This is a genomic window from Paraburkholderia largidicola (assembly GCF_013426895.1).
GTDB classification, from domain to species: Bacteria; Pseudomonadota; Gammaproteobacteria; order Burkholderiales; family Burkholderiaceae; genus Paraburkholderia; species Paraburkholderia largidicola.
This window is the reverse complement of record NZ_AP023176.1, coordinates 1,181,664-1,199,369: the sequence shown is the minus strand read 5'-3', so window position 1 is coordinate 1,199,369 and position 17,706 is coordinate 1,181,664. Positions and strand designations below refer to the sequence as shown.

14 protein-coding genes are annotated in these 17,706 nt (G+C 63.0%); 10 read left to right on the top strand and 4 right to left on the bottom strand.

The features are described 5' to 3' along the window. Nucleotides 1–105 precede the first annotated feature (105 nt). Genes PPGU16_RS34145 through PPGU16_RS34130 form a run of 4 tightly spaced genes read left to right on the top strand, consistent with a single transcriptional unit; the run spans nucleotide 106 to nucleotide 6,328 of the window. Nucleotides 106–1,008: a carbohydrate ABC transporter permease gene (locus tag PPGU16_RS34145; protein ID WP_180725269.1), complete on the top strand. Its 903-nt coding sequence runs from the start codon at nucleotides 106–108 to the stop codon at nucleotides 1,006–1,008. 27 nt (nucleotides 1,009–1,035) lie between these two features. Further along, nucleotides 1,036–1,887 carry a carbohydrate ABC transporter permease gene (locus PPGU16_RS34140; RefSeq protein WP_007583881.1) on the top strand — a complete coding sequence of 284 codons (852 nt, stop codon included), beginning with the start codon at nucleotides 1,036–1,038 and terminating at the stop codon, nucleotides 1,885–1,887. A gap of 44 nt (nucleotides 1,888–1,931) precedes the next feature. Next, the gene (locus PPGU16_RS34135; protein ID WP_180725268.1) at nucleotides 1,932–3,905 is read left to right on the top strand and encodes a beta-galactosidase; all 1,974 of its coding nucleotides are present in this window, start codon (nucleotides 1,932–1,934) and stop codon (nucleotides 3,903–3,905) included. A gap of 17 nt (nucleotides 3,906–3,922) precedes the next feature. Beyond that, entirely contained in the window at nucleotides 3,923–6,328 is a 2,406-nt protein-coding gene (locus tag PPGU16_RS34130; RefSeq protein WP_243460668.1) for a beta-galactosidase, read from the top strand. A 695-nt stretch (nucleotides 6,329–7,023) separates the two neighbouring features. Here PPGU16_RS34130 and PPGU16_RS34125 read toward each other — a convergent pair. After that, complete coding sequence (locus PPGU16_RS34125) at nucleotides 7,024–7,956, bottom strand: LysR substrate-binding domain-containing protein (RefSeq protein ID WP_180725266.1); 933 nt, start codon at nucleotides 7,954–7,956, stop codon at nucleotides 7,024–7,026. Between the two features lie 139 nt (nucleotides 7,957–8,095). On the opposite strand from PPGU16_RS34125, the gene PPGU16_RS34120 reads away from it, so the two are divergent. The 6 genes from PPGU16_RS34120 to PPGU16_RS34095 all read left to right on the top strand — a co-directional run bounded on the left by PPGU16_RS34120 (nucleotide 8,096) and on the right by PPGU16_RS34095 (nucleotide 14,028). Then, nucleotides 8,096–9,436, top strand: coding sequence for an NAD(P)/FAD-dependent oxidoreductase (locus PPGU16_RS34120; protein WP_180725265.1), 1,341 nt, complete (start codon nucleotides 8,096–8,098; stop codon nucleotides 9,434–9,436). A gap of 33 nt (nucleotides 9,437–9,469) precedes the next feature. Beyond that, complete coding sequence (locus PPGU16_RS34115; RefSeq protein ID WP_180725264.1) at nucleotides 9,470–10,195, top strand: amino acid ABC transporter ATP-binding protein; 726 nt, start codon at nucleotides 9,470–9,472, stop codon at nucleotides 10,193–10,195. A 71-nt stretch (nucleotides 10,196–10,266) separates the two neighbouring features. Next, the gene (locus PPGU16_RS34110; RefSeq protein ID WP_180725263.1) at nucleotides 10,267–11,085 is read left to right on the top strand and encodes a substrate-binding periplasmic protein; all 819 of its coding nucleotides are present in this window, start codon (nucleotides 10,267–10,269) and stop codon (nucleotides 11,083–11,085) included. A 57-nt stretch (nucleotides 11,086–11,142) separates the two neighbouring features. Continuing rightward, the gene (locus tag PPGU16_RS34105) at nucleotides 11,143–11,949 is read left to right on the top strand and encodes an amino acid ABC transporter permease (RefSeq protein ID WP_180725262.1); all 807 of its coding nucleotides are present in this window, start codon (nucleotides 11,143–11,145) and stop codon (nucleotides 11,947–11,949) included. A 23-nt stretch (nucleotides 11,950–11,972) separates the two neighbouring features. Further along, nucleotides 11,973–13,310 carry an NAD(P)/FAD-dependent oxidoreductase gene (locus PPGU16_RS34100; RefSeq protein WP_180725261.1) on the top strand — a complete coding sequence of 446 codons (1,338 nt, stop codon included), beginning with the start codon at nucleotides 11,973–11,975 and terminating at the stop codon, nucleotides 13,308–13,310. A 34-nt stretch (nucleotides 13,311–13,344) separates the two neighbouring features. Next, entirely contained in the window at nucleotides 13,345–14,028 is a 684-nt protein-coding gene (locus PPGU16_RS34095; RefSeq protein WP_180725260.1) for an SDR family NAD(P)-dependent oxidoreductase, read from the top strand. A 9-nt stretch (nucleotides 14,029–14,037) separates the two neighbouring features. Here the strand turns inward: PPGU16_RS34095 and PPGU16_RS34090 are convergent, their stop codons facing one another. The 3 genes from PPGU16_RS34090 to PPGU16_RS34080 form a co-directional block, all read right to left on the bottom strand. Further along, nucleotides 14,038–15,015, bottom strand: a complete 978-nt coding sequence (locus PPGU16_RS34090) for a LysR family transcriptional regulator (RefSeq protein ID WP_180725259.1) — start codon at nucleotides 15,013–15,015, stop codon at nucleotides 14,038–14,040. A gap of 206 nt (nucleotides 15,016–15,221) precedes the next feature. After that, complete coding sequence (locus PPGU16_RS34085; RefSeq protein WP_180725258.1) at nucleotides 15,222–15,491, bottom strand: hypothetical protein; 270 nt, start codon at nucleotides 15,489–15,491, stop codon at nucleotides 15,222–15,224. 342 nt (nucleotides 15,492–15,833) lie between these two features. Beyond that, nucleotides 15,834–17,402: a methyl-accepting chemotaxis protein gene (locus tag PPGU16_RS34080; RefSeq protein WP_180725257.1), complete on the bottom strand. Its 1,569-nt coding sequence runs from the start codon at nucleotides 17,400–17,402 to the stop codon at nucleotides 15,834–15,836. Nucleotides 17,403–17,706 lie beyond the last annotated feature (304 nt).

The following is a 17,706-nucleotide window of genomic DNA, read 5'->3' as shown; positions in this document are numbered from 1 at the left end:
GCCGTACTGAACGCGGCCGCCTGCCGGGCGCATCGCAACAGATGCGACCACGAATCACCTGCCGCTCGCCGCACTGGGCTAGCCGCATCGAACGAGGTTTTCGTCATGTCCACGTCTATCGCTCGCCTGCCTTCGGCGCGCAGCCGCCGCACGTCCAGGTCCGGGCGCGCGCGCAATCGCGCGGCGTTCTTCTTTCTGCTGCCGGGATGTGCGCTGTTTGCGCTGTGCGTGATCTATCCGATCTTCAGCAGCATCGCGCTCAGTTTGTACAACTGGGATGGCATGACGGAAAAGACCTTCATCGGTCTTGCGAATTACGCCGAACTGTTCCAGGCGGAGACGTTCTACGTCGCGCTGAAGAACAACCTGATCTGGCTGGTGTTCTTCCTGCTCGCGCCGCCGCTGGGCCTGCTGTTCGCGCTGTACCTGAACCAGCAGGTGAAGGGCATGCGCGTCGTCAAGTCGCTGTTCTTTGCGCCGTTCGTGTTGTCCGGCGTGGTCGTCGGTCTCGTGTTCAGCTGGTTCTACGACCCGACCTTCGGTTTGCTGAAGCTGATCGTCGGTCACGGCATTCCCGTGCTCGGCGATGCGCATACGGTGACATTCGGCATCGTGTTCGCCGCGCTCTGGCCGCAAACGCCCTACTGCATGGTGCTGTATCTGACGGGCCTCACGGCGATCAACCCCGAAGTGGTGGAAGCCGCGCGCATGGAAGGCGCGAAGGGCTGGCGTCTGTTGTGGCACGTGATCCTGCCGCAACTGCGCCCGGCCACCTTCATGGCCGTCGTGCTGACGGTGATCGGCGCATTGCGCAGCTTCGACCTGATCGCGGTGATGAGCGGCGGCGGTCCGTTCGACAGCTCCACGGTGCTCGCCTATTACATGTACGACCAGGCCATCAAGTACTACCGCGAAGGCTATTCGGCGGCGATTGCCGTCGTGCTGTTCGCGATCATGCTCGTCTACATCGTGTTCCATCTGCGCCGGATGCTGCGCGAAGAACGCTGATTCACGTATCGCGCAAGGAGAACTCTCATGTATCCGCTTCCCGTCGAACGCTGGAAACCCTGGAATCGTGCGATCTACAAGGCGTCGCTGCCGCTCGCGCTGCTCGTGTGGCTGCTGCCGATGCTCGCTGTGCTCGTCACGTCGATTCGTTCTTCCGATGAACTGTCGCAAGGCGATTACTGGACCTTTCCCAAGCACTTCGCGTTGCTCGACAACTATGGCGCCGCGCTCACGCAAACGCCGATGCTGCATTACTTCGCCAATAGTGTGCTGATTACGGTGCCCTCGGTGCTCGGCGCGATCCTGCTGGCGTCGATGGCGGGCTTCGCGCTCGCGACGTATCGCTTTCGCGGCAACATCGTCGTGCTGTTCACGTTCGTCGCGGGCAACTTCGTGCCCGTACAGATCCTGATGATCCCCGTGCGTGACATGGCGTTGAAAGTCGGACTGTTCAACACCGTCTGGGCATTGATCATTTTTCATATCGCGTTTCAGACGGGCTTCTGCACGCTCTTTCTGCGCAACTTCATCAAGCAGTTGCCGTTCGAATTGATCGAAGCCGCGCGCGTCGAAGGCGCGAGCGAATGGACCATCTACGCGCGCATCGTGCTACCGCTGATCCGCCCTGCACTCGCGGCACTCGGCATTCTCGTCTTCACGTTCGTCTGGAACGACTATTTCTGGGCACTGTGCCTCACGCAAGGTGATGACGCCGCGCCCATCACGGTCGGCGTCGCCGCGCTCAAGGGGCAATGGACGACCGCATGGAATCTCGTCGCGGCCGGTTCGGTGCTGGCCGCGCTGCCTTCCGTGCTGATGTTCTTCCTGATGCAAAAGCACTTCGTGGCGGGACTGACATTCGGCGCAAGCAAAGGCTGACGCGCAAGCTGACCGCACACTACTGATCTCTGGAGAAATCGACAATGCAACTGGGTGTTTGCTACTACCCCGAACAATGGCCGGACACGATGTGGGCCGATGACGCGCGCCGGATGGTCGAACTCGGCATCACGCATGTGCGGATCGCCGAATTTGCGTGGAGCCGCATGGAGCCGCGCGCAGGCGTGTATGAATGGACGTGGCTGGACCGCGCCGTCGCCACGCTCGCCGACGCCGGCCTGAAAATCGTGCTCGGCACGCCCACTGCATCGCCGCCGAAGTGGCTCGTCGATTCGATGCCGGAGATGCTGCCCGTGCGTGCCGACGGCACGACGTGGAATTCCGGTTCGCGCCGACACTACGATATCTGCAGCGAGCCGTATCGACGCGAATGTCTGCGTATCGTCGAGGCGATGGCGCAGCGCTACGGTTCGCATCCCGCCGTCATTGCGTGGCAAACGGATAACGAACTCGGCTGTCACGAAACCGTGCCGAGCTATTCGAAGGCGGCACGCGCGCGCTTCCAGACGTGGCTCGCGCGCCGCTACGAAACCGTCGACAACCTGAACCAGCGCTGGGGCACGGTGTTCTGGAGCATGGAGTACGCGTCGTTCGATGCCATCGAGTTGCCGAACCTGACGCCGACCGACGCGAACCCGATTCATCTGCTCGACTTCCGCCGCTTCATGTCGGACGAAGTGGCGAGCTTCCATCGCGAGCAGGTCGATGTGTTGCGACGTCATGCGCCGGATGCGGACATGCTGCACAACTTCATGGGTTTTTTCACGACCTTCGATCACTATCGCTTCGCCGCGAACAAGAGCATCGACGTCGCAACGTGGGACAGCTATCCGATCGCGCGCACGGAAGTGATCGCGCTGAGCGAAGAGGACAAGGCACGCTATGCACGCACCGGCTACCCGGACGTGTCGGCGTTCGATCACGACCGCTACCGCGCGATTGGCCAGGGCCGCTTCTGGGTGATGGAACAGGAAGCGGGACCGGTGAACTGGGCGCCATGGAACCCTGTGCCTGCGCCCGGCATGGTGCGTCTGTGGGCTTACGAGGCCTTCGCGCATGGCGCGGAACTGGTGTCGTACTTCCGCTGGCGTCAGGCGCCGTTTGCGCAGGAGCAGATGCATTCGGGCTTGAATCTGCCCGACAACACGCTATCGCCGGGTGGCCGCGAAGTGGCGCGAGCCGCGCAGGAGATGGCGCAGTCCGTCGCGCTGACGAAACTTGCGCAAAGCGGCCCCGCGCCGCGCGCCGAAGTCGCGCTCGTGTTCGACTACGAGACGCAGTGGATGTTCGAAATCCAGCGGCATGCAAAGGGTTTCGATTATCAGACGCTCGCGTTCGAGTATTACCGGACGCTGCGTGAAATGGCGCTCGACGTCGATATCGTCTCGGCCCACGCCGATCTCTCGGGCTACAAGCTGATCGTCGTGCCGGGTCTCGCGGCGTTGCCGGCGGGCTTTGCGAAGACTGTCGAGCAGTCTCCTGCGCAATGGGTGATCGGCCCGCGCACGGGTTCGAAGACCGCGGACTTCGCGATCCCCGCGCAATTGCCGCCCGGCGCGCTGCAAGCGGTGCTGCCGTTCAAGGTGCTCGAAGTCGATTCGTTGCGCCCGACACTGCAGCCGACGACGACATTCGATGGCGTGACGGGTATCGCGTTGCACTGGCGCGAGCACATCGAAACACGCGAGGGTCTCGACGTGCTCGCGCGTTTCGATGACAACTGGCCTGCGATCGTCGCGCGCGGACATGTGCGTTATGCAAGCGCGTGGTTCGATGCGGCGCTGCATCGCGCGTTGCTCGAAGGCGCGGCACGCGATGCGGGTCTTGCTGTGACACATCTTGCGCAAGGGTTGCGCGTGCGCCGTCGCGGCGAGATCACGTTCGCGTTCAACTTCGGCGCGACGGCTGTCGATGCGCCCGCACCCGATAACGCGCGTTTCGTGCTGGGTCAACGCACGCTCGGCACCGCCGATGTCTGCGCGTGGCTCTCCGCATGAGGAATCGCCCGCGCGATATGCCCACGACGATGCTGACCGTCGATGCAAGCCGCCCTGCCAGTGCGCCGCTCGCGGATACGTTGCGGATGGGGACGAATACATCGCCGGATGGAAGGACGATCGGCATCAACAGCCGTTATCTGACGCGCGACGGCGAGCCGTGGTTACCCGTCATGGGCGAGTTGCATTACGCGCGCGTGCCCGAAGCGCGTTGGGACGACGCGCTTGCGAAGGTCAAGGCGGCTGGCGTCGATATCGTGTCGTCGTATGTGATCTGGCGGTATCACGAGCCACGTCCCGGGCAATTCGACTGGAGCGCGCGGTTCGATCTGCGCCGCTTCGTCGAAGCCTGCGCGACACGCGGGTTGTATGCGTTCGTTCGCATTGGACCTTGGGTGCATGCGGAAGTCCGTTATGGCGGCATCCCCGCCTGGGTCGTCGATCAGGTGCCGACGCGCAGTGACGATCCGCTGTATTTGCAGTACGTGCAGCGCTTTTTCACCGAGATCGCGGCGCAGCTAGAAGGTTTGTTGTGGAAGGATGGCGGTCCCGTGATCGGCATCCAGCTAGAGAACGAATACAACCTGACGGGTCCGCAGCAAGGCCCCGCGCACATCGCGACACTCAAGCGCCTCGCGCGCGAAGCGGGACTCGACGTGCCGTTGTACACGGTGACGGGCTGGGACAATGCCGTGTTTCCGCATCGAGAAGTAGCGCCCGTTTTTGGCGGGTACGCGGACTTGCCTTGGGGGACATCGACGAAGATGTCGCCGCCGAACGAGGTGTATGGGTTTCGCTTTACGAGCCGCGTCGGCGGCGATCTTGGCGCACAGACTCACAACAGCGAGCCTGGCGATGCCGATGCGGTAGCGGGTGAAACGCCTTTTCTAGGCGCGGAGTTCGGCGGTGGCGTGCCGACCATGTATCGTCGCCGTCCTGTTCTCGATCCCGACGACATCGCGGCGATGCTGCCGGTGCAGCTCGGTTCAGGCGTGAACCTGTACGGCTATTACATGCTGCACGGCGGCCGCAATCCGCCTGGCGATGTGGATGGGCAGGAGTCGACGGCGACGGGCGGCTATAACGACCTGCCCATCGTCAACTACGATTTTCAGGCGCTGTTCGGCGCGAATGGCGAAGGGCATCCCGTGCTTGGCAAGCTGCGGCCATTGCATTTATTTCTTCAGCAATGGGGCAGCGAACTGGCGACATGCGACGTGTATGCGCCGGAGCTTGTGTCGCGCGGTGCGGACGATCTTGAAACGCCGCGATTTTCCGTGCGTGCGGATGGGGATCGTGGTTTTCTGTTTTTCAACAATCATGTTCGGCAGTATCGGATGCCTGTACGGGAAGGCGTGCAGTTTTCCGTCAAGCTCGCGGGTCGTACGGTTTTGCTGCCTGCGGTGCCTGTCGATATCGCGTCGGGAATATCGTTCGTTTGGCCCGTTGGACTTGCGCTCGGTGGCGCTCGGTTGCGTTATGCGAGTGCGCAGCCCGTTACGCGGCTTTCCGCGCCTGACGGCGAAACGTATGTGTTCTCGGCAACGCATGGGATTGCGCCTGAGTTTGCGTTTGAACCTGGTTGTGTGACGCGGATCGCGCCCGTGGACTCGCGCTCTTCATTGACGACAGATGAAGCGGATGGTGTGCTGTTCGTGCGCCCTACGCCCGGCTCGGTATTCGTGGCGACATGCAGTGACGGCAAGCGCATCACGGTTATCACGCTCGCGCAAGAGGATATCGAACGGCTCAGCGTTCTGCCATTCGATGGGCAGCGTCGACTCATTCTCACCGATGCTTTGGCGTTCGAGCGCGACGGCGAACTTGTATTGCGCTCCAAAGAGGTCGCTTCTTTTGATGTCGATGTGTATCCGCCGTTGCAACGCCGCCCTGTTGCTACGCATGCGTTCGTGGAAACGCCGGGATCAAGTGTTTTTCAGCGCTTCGCGGTGTCGGTGTCGCCTGCCGCGTTCGATATCAGCGTCACGCCTGCGCGTGAGGCTCTGAGGGTGCCTTCGATCGTGTCGGGCGGTGCAGCACGTGCTGCTGTCGAACCTGCGCCGGAATGCTTCGGCAAAGCAGCCGCGTGGCGTATCGATGTGCCATCAGAGGCGTTGAACACGCCGGGTTTGAGCAACGCCTATCTGTCTATCCGATATTCGGGTGATGTCGGGCGGTTGTTCTCAGGTGCCAATCTGATCGATGATCATTTTTATAACGGGTTGCCGTGGGAGATCGGTGTGCGGAATGTGGCGATCGATCCGCAGCAATCACTCATGCTGACTGTGCTGCCCATGCGGGCAGATGCGCATGTTTATCTTGATGCGCGTTATGATCCCAGGCCTTTGATCTGCGATCAGGTTGCTGTGGTCCTTGGCGTTAGCTGGGTGCCGGAGTATGAAGTGGTCTTTTCTTGCGCGTGAGCGTGTGGTGCTGGTTCTTTTTTTTGCTGGCATCTGCGGTTTGCTTTTTTTCGCTGGCATCCGCGTGATGTTATTGGTTCGCAGGCGTTGCCCCTGTGCGGGGCGGCACCTACTTTTCTTTGCCGCCGCAAAGAAAAGTAGGCAAAAGAAAGCGGCTCACACCGCCAGTCCTTGTTCCTGCCTGAGGGCCCCCACAGGTTCTTACGCTTCACACGGCGACGCACCAGTCCGAGCTCGTTGCCAACGTTCTCTTTTTACGCCTCACCCACTTCATTTACCCACGTCGCGGCACGCCGTGCCAGATAGTCCGCCGCCGCCCAGGTGGCAAACTGTGTGTAGGCTTTTGCGCCCCACGCGCATCACTCCGGACTGACAAGCAAGGTTGGTGTCTCTTGTAAGAGCGCGGACCTGTTCGGCACTACAACCTGCACACAGTTTGCCACCTGGGCGGCACAAACCATTTGCTGCCGCTGGCCCGTGTGCGGGCGTATGAAGTGGGTGAGGCTTCCATTCAAAGCGAGGGCAACGCACGCGAACAGAAATGCTGCCGTGCGAAGCGTAGGACCGGTTGGGGTCCCTCAGGCAAACACACGTGCTAGCGGTGTTAGCCGCTTTCTTTTGCCTACTTTTCTTTGCGGCGGCAAAGAAAAGTAGGTGCCGCCCCGCACAGGGGCAACGCCTGCGAACCAATAGCATCACGCGGACGCCAGCGAAAAAGACTCACCACTCAACGTGCCCTCACCAATCTCACCCTCCATCATCATACGAACGAGATCAAGAAAAATCTGAACCACAGGATTCGGCTGCTGCAACTGCGGACACAACGTGAACCCGCGAAACATGATCTGAGGCACAAAAGGTCGAAACACAATCCGCTTCGGATTGGCATCAATCGCGGCAAGCGGATTCACAACGCCGACCCCAAGTCCGCGCGACACAAGCGCGCATATCGTCGCGCCATACGGCGTTTCTATCGCCGGCACCTGCCCGGCCCCGGCAGCCCGCAGCACCCGATCGAGCGGACTGCGCGTATCGTCCGCATACGACGGCAGGATCAGCCGCTCACCGCGCAAATCGCCCGCTTCAATGCGGTCCCGCGCAGTCAACGGATGCCGCGCAGGAAGCGCACACAACGCCGGCAAACGATACAACTCGGCACTCGTCACACCGAACGCGTCCGGTGTAGCCGTCGCAAAGCCGACATCACAGTACGCCGACGACACCCAACGCTGAATCGTCCCTTCGCTCCTCATCTCCAGCGACACGATCACGCGCGGATAAGCCGCCAGAAACTGCTCGATCACCGCAGGTAGAAACGAAAGCGCCAGCACCGGCGCGGCGACGATCCGCAGACGTCCACTGCCCAACTGGCGAATTTCGCGCGCCGAGTTCTCCAGCTTTTCCAGTCCGACGAAGCTGCGCTCCACTTCACGATAGAACGCACTCCCCGCGTCCGTGGCGTGGATGCGCCCGCCGTTGCGCACGAACAGCGTAAGCCCCGTCGCCGTTTCCAGTTCCGCTATCAGCCGGCTGATACTCGGCTGCGACGTGCCAAGCTCTTCGGCTGCCGCCGTCATCGAACCGCGCAGCATGACCAGCCGGAATGCCTCGATTTGCCTCTGATTCATCGCCTCTCCCGTCCGCTCAACGTGAACCAAGTCCTTAGCTTGCCATATCAGAAATGAATAGAAGCCCTTTTTGTCGCTATTTGACCGGATAAGCCGCACGAACCTAGACTGGCCTCACTACGCAGAACCCGTCACGCTCATGCGCCCTGATTCCCTGCTTTTCCATGAAGCCTTTCGATGCGACCCGTACTGGTGGGACGCGGCGCCGCCCGAAACCGCGCGCACGCCACTGCCCAATCAGGTCGAGATCGCGATCGTCGGTAGCGGGTATTGCGGGCTGTCGGCGGCGGCGGAAGCGGCGAACCACGGCGCGCGCGTGGCCGTCCTCGATGCGGGTGAGATCGGCGCGGGAGGCAGCACGCGCAGCGGCGGCATGGTGTCGAGCGGCCAGAAGCTCGCGCTGACGAATGCGATCGCGGGGGTCTCCGCCGAGCGGTTGCAACGCCTGATGCGCGAGTCGATGGCGAGCTTCGACTACCTGAAACGTCTCGTCGCGGACGAATCGCTCGATGCAGATCTGAAGATCACCGGCCGCTTTTTCGGCGCGTATACGCCCGGCCATTTCGATCAGCTGCGTCGCCAGGGCGAGTTGCTGCGCGACAAGACGGGCGTCACCGTGCACGTGATCGAGCGCGACGCGCAGCGCGCGATGATCGGCTCGGATTACTACTACGGCGGCATTCTCGTCGATGAATACGGCGGGCTGCATACGGCGAAGTATCATCGCGCGCTGCGCGAGCTTGCCAGGCGCCGCGGCGTCACGCTCCATTCGCACGCACAAGCGGAACGTATCGAGCGGATCGCGAGTCACGCGCCCGACGGCGCGCGCTTTCGCGTACACACGGCGCGAGGCTCGCTCGACGCGCGCCATGTACTGGTCGCCACCAACGGCTACACGGGCCCGTTGCTGCCGTTCTTCGCCCGCCGCGTGCTGCCCGTCGCGAGCTATCAGATCGCGACGGAACCCCTGCCCGACGGACTGATGCATGCGCTCAATCCCGGCGCCCGGATGATCAGCGATTCGAAACGCAATCTGTTCTACACGCGGCCGTCTCCCGACGGTACGCGGATGCTGTTCGGCTCGCGCCCGGCGATCCGCGAACTGAGCGAACGCGATGCGGCCCGCCATCTCTACGGAAAGATGCTGCAATTGTGGCCCGCGCTGCGCGACGTGCGTATCACGCACGCATGGAAAGGCTACGTCGCGATGACGCGCGACAAGCTCGCGCATATCGGCGTGCACGACGGCATTCATTACGCGCTCGGCTGCAACGGCAATGGCGTCGCGCTGATGAGCTACCTGGGCCACCGCGTCGCGCGGCATATGCTCGGCGTGGACCGGGACGCAGGCGCCTTCGGCGAAGGCGAATTTCCGTTGAGCGGCGCAGGCATCGCCAGTCAGATCGCGGTGCCGCTCGGCACTGCGCTCTATCAACTCGACGACCTGTGGCGCGGACGCGTGCGCGTCGCACTGTCCTGACCTTCAAACCGTCACCGGATACGAGGAGCCCCGATGATCCATCTGCACAACGTTTCGAAATGGTTTGGCGAGCACCGCGTGCTGTCGGGCTGCTCCGCGACGATCGGGCGCGGCGAAGTGGTCGTGATCTGCGGGCCGTCGGGCTCGGGCAAGTCGACGCTGATCAAGTCGGTCAACGGGCTCGAGCCGGTGCAGGATGGCCGCATCGTCGTCGACGGCGTGGACGTGACGGCGGCCAGGGCGAACCTTGCGCGCTTGCGCGCGAAGGTCGGTATGGTGTTCCAGCATTTCGAACTGTTTCCGCATCTGAGCGTGCAGCGCAACCTGATGCTGGCGCAGATGACGGTGCTCGGACGCAGCCGCGACGAAGCTGCCGACAAGGCGCGCTCGCTGTTGCGGCGCGTGGGCTTGCGCGATTACGAAGACAAGTACCCGACGCAGTTGTCGGGTGGCCAGCAGCAGCGTGTGGCGATTGCCCGCGCGCTGTCGATGGACCCGGTTGCCATGTTGTTCGACGAACCGACCTCCGCGCTCGATCCGGAGATGGTCAACGAAGTGCTCGACGTGATGAGCGCGCTCGCCCAGGACGGCATGACGATGCTGTGCGTGACCCATGAAATGGGCTTCGCCAGGCGCGTCGCGGACCGCATCCTGTTCATGGATCGCGGCGCCATCGTCGAGGACGACTCGAAAGAACAGTTTTTCGCGCGCCCTCGCTCCGAGCGTGCGCGCGAGTTTCTGTCGCGCATTCTGCATTGAGCGGCACACGCCGCGTTCGCCTTGCTGTTCCACTTCCGCCCACCGCCGTTCCTTTCGAGAGGAGCCTCATGATGCGTTTTCTTCAAATTGCACGCAGTCTCGCGCTGGCTGCTTCGCTATGCGTTGCAGCCGTATCGGCCGCTCATGCGGCAGACGTGGGCACGCTCACGCCGGGCAAGATCGTCGCCGGCGTCGACGCGAACAACAAGCCCTATTCGTACATCGACAACGGCAAGATGACGGGTTTCGATGTCGAGCTGATTCGCGCGATCGCCGCGAAGCTCGGCCTGTCCGCCGACTTCCGCGCGCAGGACTTCGCCGGCCTGTTGCCGAGCGTCGCGAACCAGCAGATCGATCTTGCCGCCGGCTCCATTTCGATCACGAAAGAACGGCTCAAGATGGTCGACTTTTCAGAAGGCTATCTGACGGGACTGTTGAGCGTCGCGACGCTGCCGGACAGCACGATTTCGAGCGACGTCGCGTCGGTGAAGGGCAAGCGGATCGGCGTCGTGCAAGGCACCATCGAAGACACGTACTCCGACAGCTATCTGCCCAGTGCGCAGATCGTGCGCTTTCCGAATCTGAACGCGGGGTTCCTTGCGCTGCGCAACAAGTACATCGACGGCTATTTCGTCGACAAGACCCTGGTGGAGGGGCTGCAAAGCAAGTACCCGCAAATGAACATCGCGGACAAGCTCGACATCTCCGCCATCAATCTGCCGGCCGGCTTTCCCGTTCACAAGGGCAACGTCAAGCTCGAAACCGCGCTCAACAAGACGCTCGGCGAACTGGTGGCCGACGGTACGTGGATGAAGCTCTATCTGCAGTTCCATCCCGGCTATCCGAAGCCTGCCAACCTGCCGCCGTATGAAATGAAGTCGGGCTCCTGAGCGCCGCGCCGGCCAACCGCACCTGATCGACCACGTCCCGTCTCCTGGAGAGCGCACATGGATGCCTTTTTGCAGAACTTTCTCGACTGGCCGCTTCTGCTCGACTCGTTGCCGGCGTTGCTGGGGACGGGCCTCGTGAACACGTTGATCCTGTCGTTGTTCTCGACGGTGCTCGGCATCGTCGCGGGCATGGTGCTCGCGCTGATGGCCGTGTCCAACACGCGCTGGCTGATGTTTCCCGCGCAGGTGTTCATCGACGTGTTTCGCGGCCTGCCCGCGGCGCTCGTGATTCTCGTGGTTGGCCAGGGGCTGGCGCCCATCGGGCTGTCGATCTTCGGACCGAACCCCTATCCCCTCGCGATCGTCGCGCTCGCGTTGATCTCGTCCGCGTATATCGCCGAGATTTTCCGCTCGGGCATCCAGAGCGTGGGGCGCGGCCAGATGTATGCGTGTCAGGCGCTCGGCATGACGTACTGGAGCGGCATGCGGCATGTCATCGTGCCGCAGGGCGTGCGGCGCATTCTGCCCGCGCTGGCCAACCAGTTCATTTCGATCGTCAAGGATTCGAGCCTCGTTTACTTTCTCGGGCTGCTCACGTCGCAACGCGATCTCTTCACGATCGGGCAGAACACGGCCGTCAATACGGCGAACCTGTCGCCGCTCGTCGCGGCAGGCGTCGTGTATCTGCTGATCACCGTGCCGCTCACGCACGCGATCAATCACATCGACCGCTGGACCAACCGCTTCTCGAACCCCGGCGCGCGCGGCGGCAAGCCGGCGCCGCGCAGCCTGCGCGCAGCGCGGCGCGAGGCAGCGATGCAATCCCAGGCCGCCGCGGCCGGCATCGCCGAACGCCGGCCTTGAACCCATCCAACTCAAGACAGATCATGGGACCGAAAGTCGACACCGTAGCCGACGATATCCAGTTGCCCGAACGCGCCGATGTCGTGGTGATCGGCGGCGGGATCATCGGCGTTTCCACTGCGCTGTATCTGAGCGACAAAGGCTTGCAGGTCGCGCTATGCGAGAAAGGACACATCGCCGGCGAGCAGTCGAGCCGCAACTGGGGCTGGGTCCGCGTCACGCGCCGCGACCCGCGCGAACTGCTGCTGAGCATCGAAAGCCTGAAACTGTGGCGCACGCTGGACCGCACGCTGGGCATCGACACGGGCTTCAATCAGTGCGGCATTCTGTATGTATCGAACGACGACGCGACCCTGGCAAGGCATCGCGACTGGCTCGCGCGCGCGAGGCAGATTGCCGGTGATGCGTTCGACACGCGCGAAGTCGACACGCAGACAATTGCCGGCCTGCTGCCCGGCTCGACCCGCAGTTTCAAGGGCGGCATCTACACGCCGGGCGACGCGCGCGCGGAACCGCAAAAGGCCGCGCCCGCCATCGCGAATGCGCTGCGCAAGCGAGGCGTCAAGATACTCACGCCCTGCGCCGTACGGGGCATCGAAACGAGCGGCGGACGCGTCAGCGCCGTCGTCACCGAACACGGCACGATTCGCTGCGATGCCGTCGTCGTCGCGGGTGGCGCATGGACGCGCTATTTCTGCGGCAATCTCGGCGTCGAACTGCCGCAACTGCTGACGCGAGCCTCCGTGCTGCGTACCGAGCCGCTCGAAGGCGGCCCGACGTGCAGCGCGAACAACGAGGAGTTCGCATTCCGCAAGCGCGCGGACGGCGGCTACACGGTCGCTTATGGACTGCGCACGCACGCGGACCTTACGCCCGATGCGTTCCGCCTGTTCTTCAAATACATCGAGGCGCTGAAGAGCCAGATGGGCGCGTTGCAGATCCGCGTCGGCAAGCGTTTTCTCGACGAATTGAAGCGGCCGCGCCGCTGGGCGCTCGACCGTCCTACCATCTTCGAAGCCATTCGCACGCTCGATCCCGATCCCGTCGTGCCCTATGTCGACAACGGGCTGCGCGAGTTCGTGAAGGCGTTCCCGCATCTCGCCAGCGCGAAGATCGCGCAGCGCTGGGCCGGCTATATCGACGTGACGCCCGATGCGATTCCTGTCATCTCCAGCGCTGCGCGCGTGCCGGGGCTCTTCATCGGCACGGGCTTCTCGGGGCACGGGTTCGGCATCGGACCGGCCGCAGGCAAGCTGATGGCAGACCTCGTCAACAACGACACGCCGCTCGTCGATCCGCACGCGTTTCGCCTCGAACGCTTCAGCGACGGCACGAAAATTACCATCGACGCGGGCTTCTGAGCGTCGCCCATCACATCGTCAGCGGGAACAGCACATGGATAAGGTAGCGATGGTGTCAGGCGCGAATCGCGGTATCGGCCGCGAGATCGCGCTGGAGTTGCATCGGCGCGGATATCGGCTGTCGCTGGGCATGCGCGATCCGTCATCGTTCGATAACGACCTCGACGCGTTTCTCTTCGCCTACGAAGCGCGCGACGGGCATGCCGCCCGGCAGTGGGTCAACGCGACCATCGATCGTTTCGGCCGGCTGGACGTGCTGGTGAGCAACGCCGGCATCTGCAAGATGATCGGCTTCGACGACGGCGCCAGCGAGTTGCTCGACGAAACACTCGACATCAACGTAAAGGCGCCCTTCCGGCTCGCGCAGGCCGCGTTGCCGCATCTGAAGCGCGCGGGCAACGGACGCTTCGTGCAGCTTGCGTCACTGTCGGGCAAGCGGGTGAAGAACCTGAACGTCGGCTATCAGATGTCGAAACACGCGGTGATCGCGTTGACCCATGCGGTGCGGCGCGCGGGCTGGGACGACGGCGTGCGGGCGACGGCCGTCTGCCCCGGCTTCGTCAACACCGACATGGCGGCCGGACTCGCCGATCTGCCGCCCGACGCAATGACGCAGCCGGGCGACATCGCAACGATCGTCGTCAATACGCTCGAATTGCCGAACACGGCGAGCATGGCCGAACTGCTCATCAATTGCCGTCACGAAGACATGCTGTGACGACGAACGTCATGCCGCAATCGGCCCATGATCCGCCTGCTGCGTCTCGCGTTTCGGCACCACCACGCGCCGTGTATCGCCATCCGCCAGCGCGGGCGTCGACTCGAACAACTCCGCGATCCAGTCCGCGAACACGCGCACCTTCGCGGACAGATGCCGGTTGTTCGGATACACGATCGACACCGGCTTGGGCTTCGGCTTGAAATCGGGCAGCACTTCGAGCAGCGATCCGTCGCGCAGTTTCGGCGCGACCATGAAGAGCATAGGCTGGATCAGGCCGAAACCTTCCAGTCCGCACTTGACGTACGCTTCCGAGTCGTTGACCGTGACGACACCGTTCATCCGCACTTCAGTTGGCTTGCCGTCGACGAGAACGATCCACGGCATCGGCCGCGTGTTGTGCGCGACACGGAAATTCACGGCCTGATGCATGGCCAGATCGTCGATGCTCTTCGGCGAACCGTAGCGCTGCAGATAATCGGGCGACGCGCACGTCACGCGCTTGAGCGTGCCGACGCGCCGTGCAACCATCGACGAATCTTCTAACGGCCCCGCGCGCACCATGCAGTCGATCCCCTCCTCGACGGGATCGACGGGCCGGTCGGAGAGACCCAGATCCAGCGAGATGTCCGGATAGCGCTCGTGAAAGCTGCGCAACGCCGGAATGACGAGATATCGCCCGAGCGAATTCGGCATATGCACGCGCAGCGCGCCGCTCGGCTTGCGATTGCCCGCCTGAAAATTCGCGTCCGTTTCCGCGATGTCCGTGATGATGCGGATGCAGTGCTCGTAATACGCCGCGCCTTCCGGCGTGAGCGACAGACGGCGTGTGGTCCGGTTCATCAGACGCACACCGAGCACGGCCTCGAGGTTCTGAATGGTCGTCGTCACCGTCGCGCGCGGCATGCCCATCTGCTCGGCGGCGCGCGTGAAGCTGTTCGCATCGACCACACGAGTGAATACTTCCATTGCCTGAATGCGGTCCACGCTATCCCCTTTCGGCTACCAAACGATAAGGATAAAACGCGCGACCCCGCAAAAACAAGCAAACACCGCGATTAGCACGATTTAGCGAACAGTTCGGCGCATGTGGCGTGAAATAGCGTGACGATAGCGCTTATCGTCAGGCAATTTTGACGCGAACCTGAGGCTCGACTCAGGTTCGGCAGACGCGGCGAGTCTTGACGGGCAACTCAACCGCCGCGATACATCGGATCGATGCTGTCGGGCTGCTCGCGCCGGCCGGACTGAGATTTCCCCGGGTCAACGCCGCCGACCCCGCTGTGATTGCCGGGCGTAGCCTTGTCCGGCGTTGCCATTTGAGCGCTGTGCGCGGCGTGCGACGCTTTCACGACGCCGCCTGTGCGAGGACTCGAAGCGGGCCCGTCATCGCCTGCGAAGGCTGGCAGGGAAAAGGATGTCACGCACGCCAGCAACAGCGCGCCGATAATTTTCGCGTTCATGTGGACTCCGTTGAGTTCGTTGAGCAGTCGAATGCGCGAGGGCCAGCCCGCGCGTCATGTCAGGCTCAAACGATCAACACAGTTTCGCGAACTCGATCCGCACGGCAGAGACCCACGCATCGCGCGACAACGATCGTCGTTGCGCCCGCAGCGACAACTGCATGGGCTATGCCAATCGTGCTTGCAGGTCCGTTGGCGAACCGCTGAAGGCCCGCCCATCAAGGGTTCGCGGTCAACCGTCAGGATCGACGCGTCGGGATCGAACGGCCGCAATGACGGATGGCAGCCAACATTCGCTCATCCGATACGCGAGGCAATCCAACAGATCGGCGGCCTGCACGGTCACGCGGCCTGCTCGTCCCCGCTCACACGGAATATCGCCACCGCGCCGTGCAGATGCTCGCTTTGCGCCTCCAGCGAAGCCGCCGTGGTCGACGCCGACTCGACCAGCGATGCGTTGCTCTGCGTCATCGCTTCCATCTGCACGACGGTCGCGTTGACCAGTTCGATCCCCGCCGTCTGCTCGCGCGACGCCAGACTGATATCCGCCATGATCGCGTTCACGCTCTGCACGGCTTTCAGGATGTCGTCCATCGTCGAGCCCGCGCGCAATACCAGTTCGCTGCCCGCGCGCACACTCTGCGTCGAATTGCCGATCAGTTCCTTGATTTCCTTCGCGGCGGTGTCGCTGCGCTGCGCCAGATGTCGCACCTCGCTGGCCACTACCGCGAAGCCGCGCCCCTGATCGCCCGCGCGCGCCGCTTCGACGGCGGCGTTCAGCGCAAGAATATTGGTCTGGAACGCGATGCTCTCGATCACACCCACAATACCGACGATGCGCGCCGAGCTATCCGAAATCGCATCCATCGTGTCGACGACCTGACGTACCACCTCGCCGCCGCGTGTCGCAATCTCGGACGCGCGAGTGGCGAGCGCGCTCGCGTCGTGCGCATTGTCGGCGTTCTGCCGCACCGTCGCCGTCAGTTCTTCCATGCTCGCGGCCGCCTGCTGGAGCGAGGCGGCCTGATCGCCCGCGCGCATCGACAGATCGCGGTTGCCGCTGGCAATGGCTTGCGCATCGTGCATGATCGCGTCCGTCCCCGCCCTGACCTTGCGCACGACGGCGACGAGACCTTGCTGCATGTCGTTCAGCGCGTCGAGCAGATAACCCATTTCGTTGCGGCGTTCTGTCTTGACGACGGCCGTGAGGTCGCCCGCTGCGATCTTCGCAAAGTAGTCGACGGCGGCATTGACGGGCGTGACGATCGCCCGCGTCAGCGCCCGATGCGCAAGCACGCCGACGATCAACGCGATCAATCCAGCCAAGCCGAAGCCCCACAGCGTCATGTGAAAGCGCTCGTTCGCGTGATCGAAGCGCGTGCGCTGGCGCTGCACCTGAAAATCCTCCAGCGCGATGAGCGCCTTCTGGTATTCGTCGAACAGCGCGACGGGTATCTCGCGCTGCGTGCTCAGGAAGTCGACCAGATTCTCTTCGTCTAGCTGCTTGAGTGCCTTCGAAAAAGCCTGCGCCAGCAGACGGTCGCGTTTGCCCGTCATCGCTTCGAGCAGCGTCGTTTCCTGCGCGTCAGGCGCGTGCAGCGCACGGTACGCATCGAGTTCGCGGTTGCTCTCGCCGAGCAGCACATGCAGCTGCTTGATTTCAGCAGCAGCGGGCTTGCCCGCACTGATCAATTGCTCGACGTCGGCGAGCCCAGCGCGAAACACCAGCAGCCGCTCGGAGCTGGTCTTCAGATGCACGACGGAAGCGGTGTCGTCCCGATACATCGCATCGAGCGCGGCGTTGCTCTTGAAGAGCGCAAACACGGCCGCCGCGATGACCAGCATCAACAGCAGCGTGCAACCCGAGATGGTGGCGGCGAGCCCGCCGCGAATCGTGGTGTTTCTGAACATGAGCGCAAAGCAGCGTGCGCGCCGCGAGAACGGCGCGCGCAGCGTTTCTCCAGTAGTCAGAACGAAAACGGGCCGGCCATGCGATCGCAGGCCGTCTACCGGACTAACGGCGGCGCCCCGATGCGTCTGCAATGCCGGCGCGACATCGATGCGACGAATTGCGACATCGTCACACGGCCCATGTCCCCAGCGCGGTGCATCGTGCGCCGCGTGCGACCTCGGCCGGCAGAAAACTCCCCGCGCCGGTGCATCGGGCGCACGTTCTTTCAAGCCTGGCCGTGCCGTGCCGCATGGCACGCCTCAT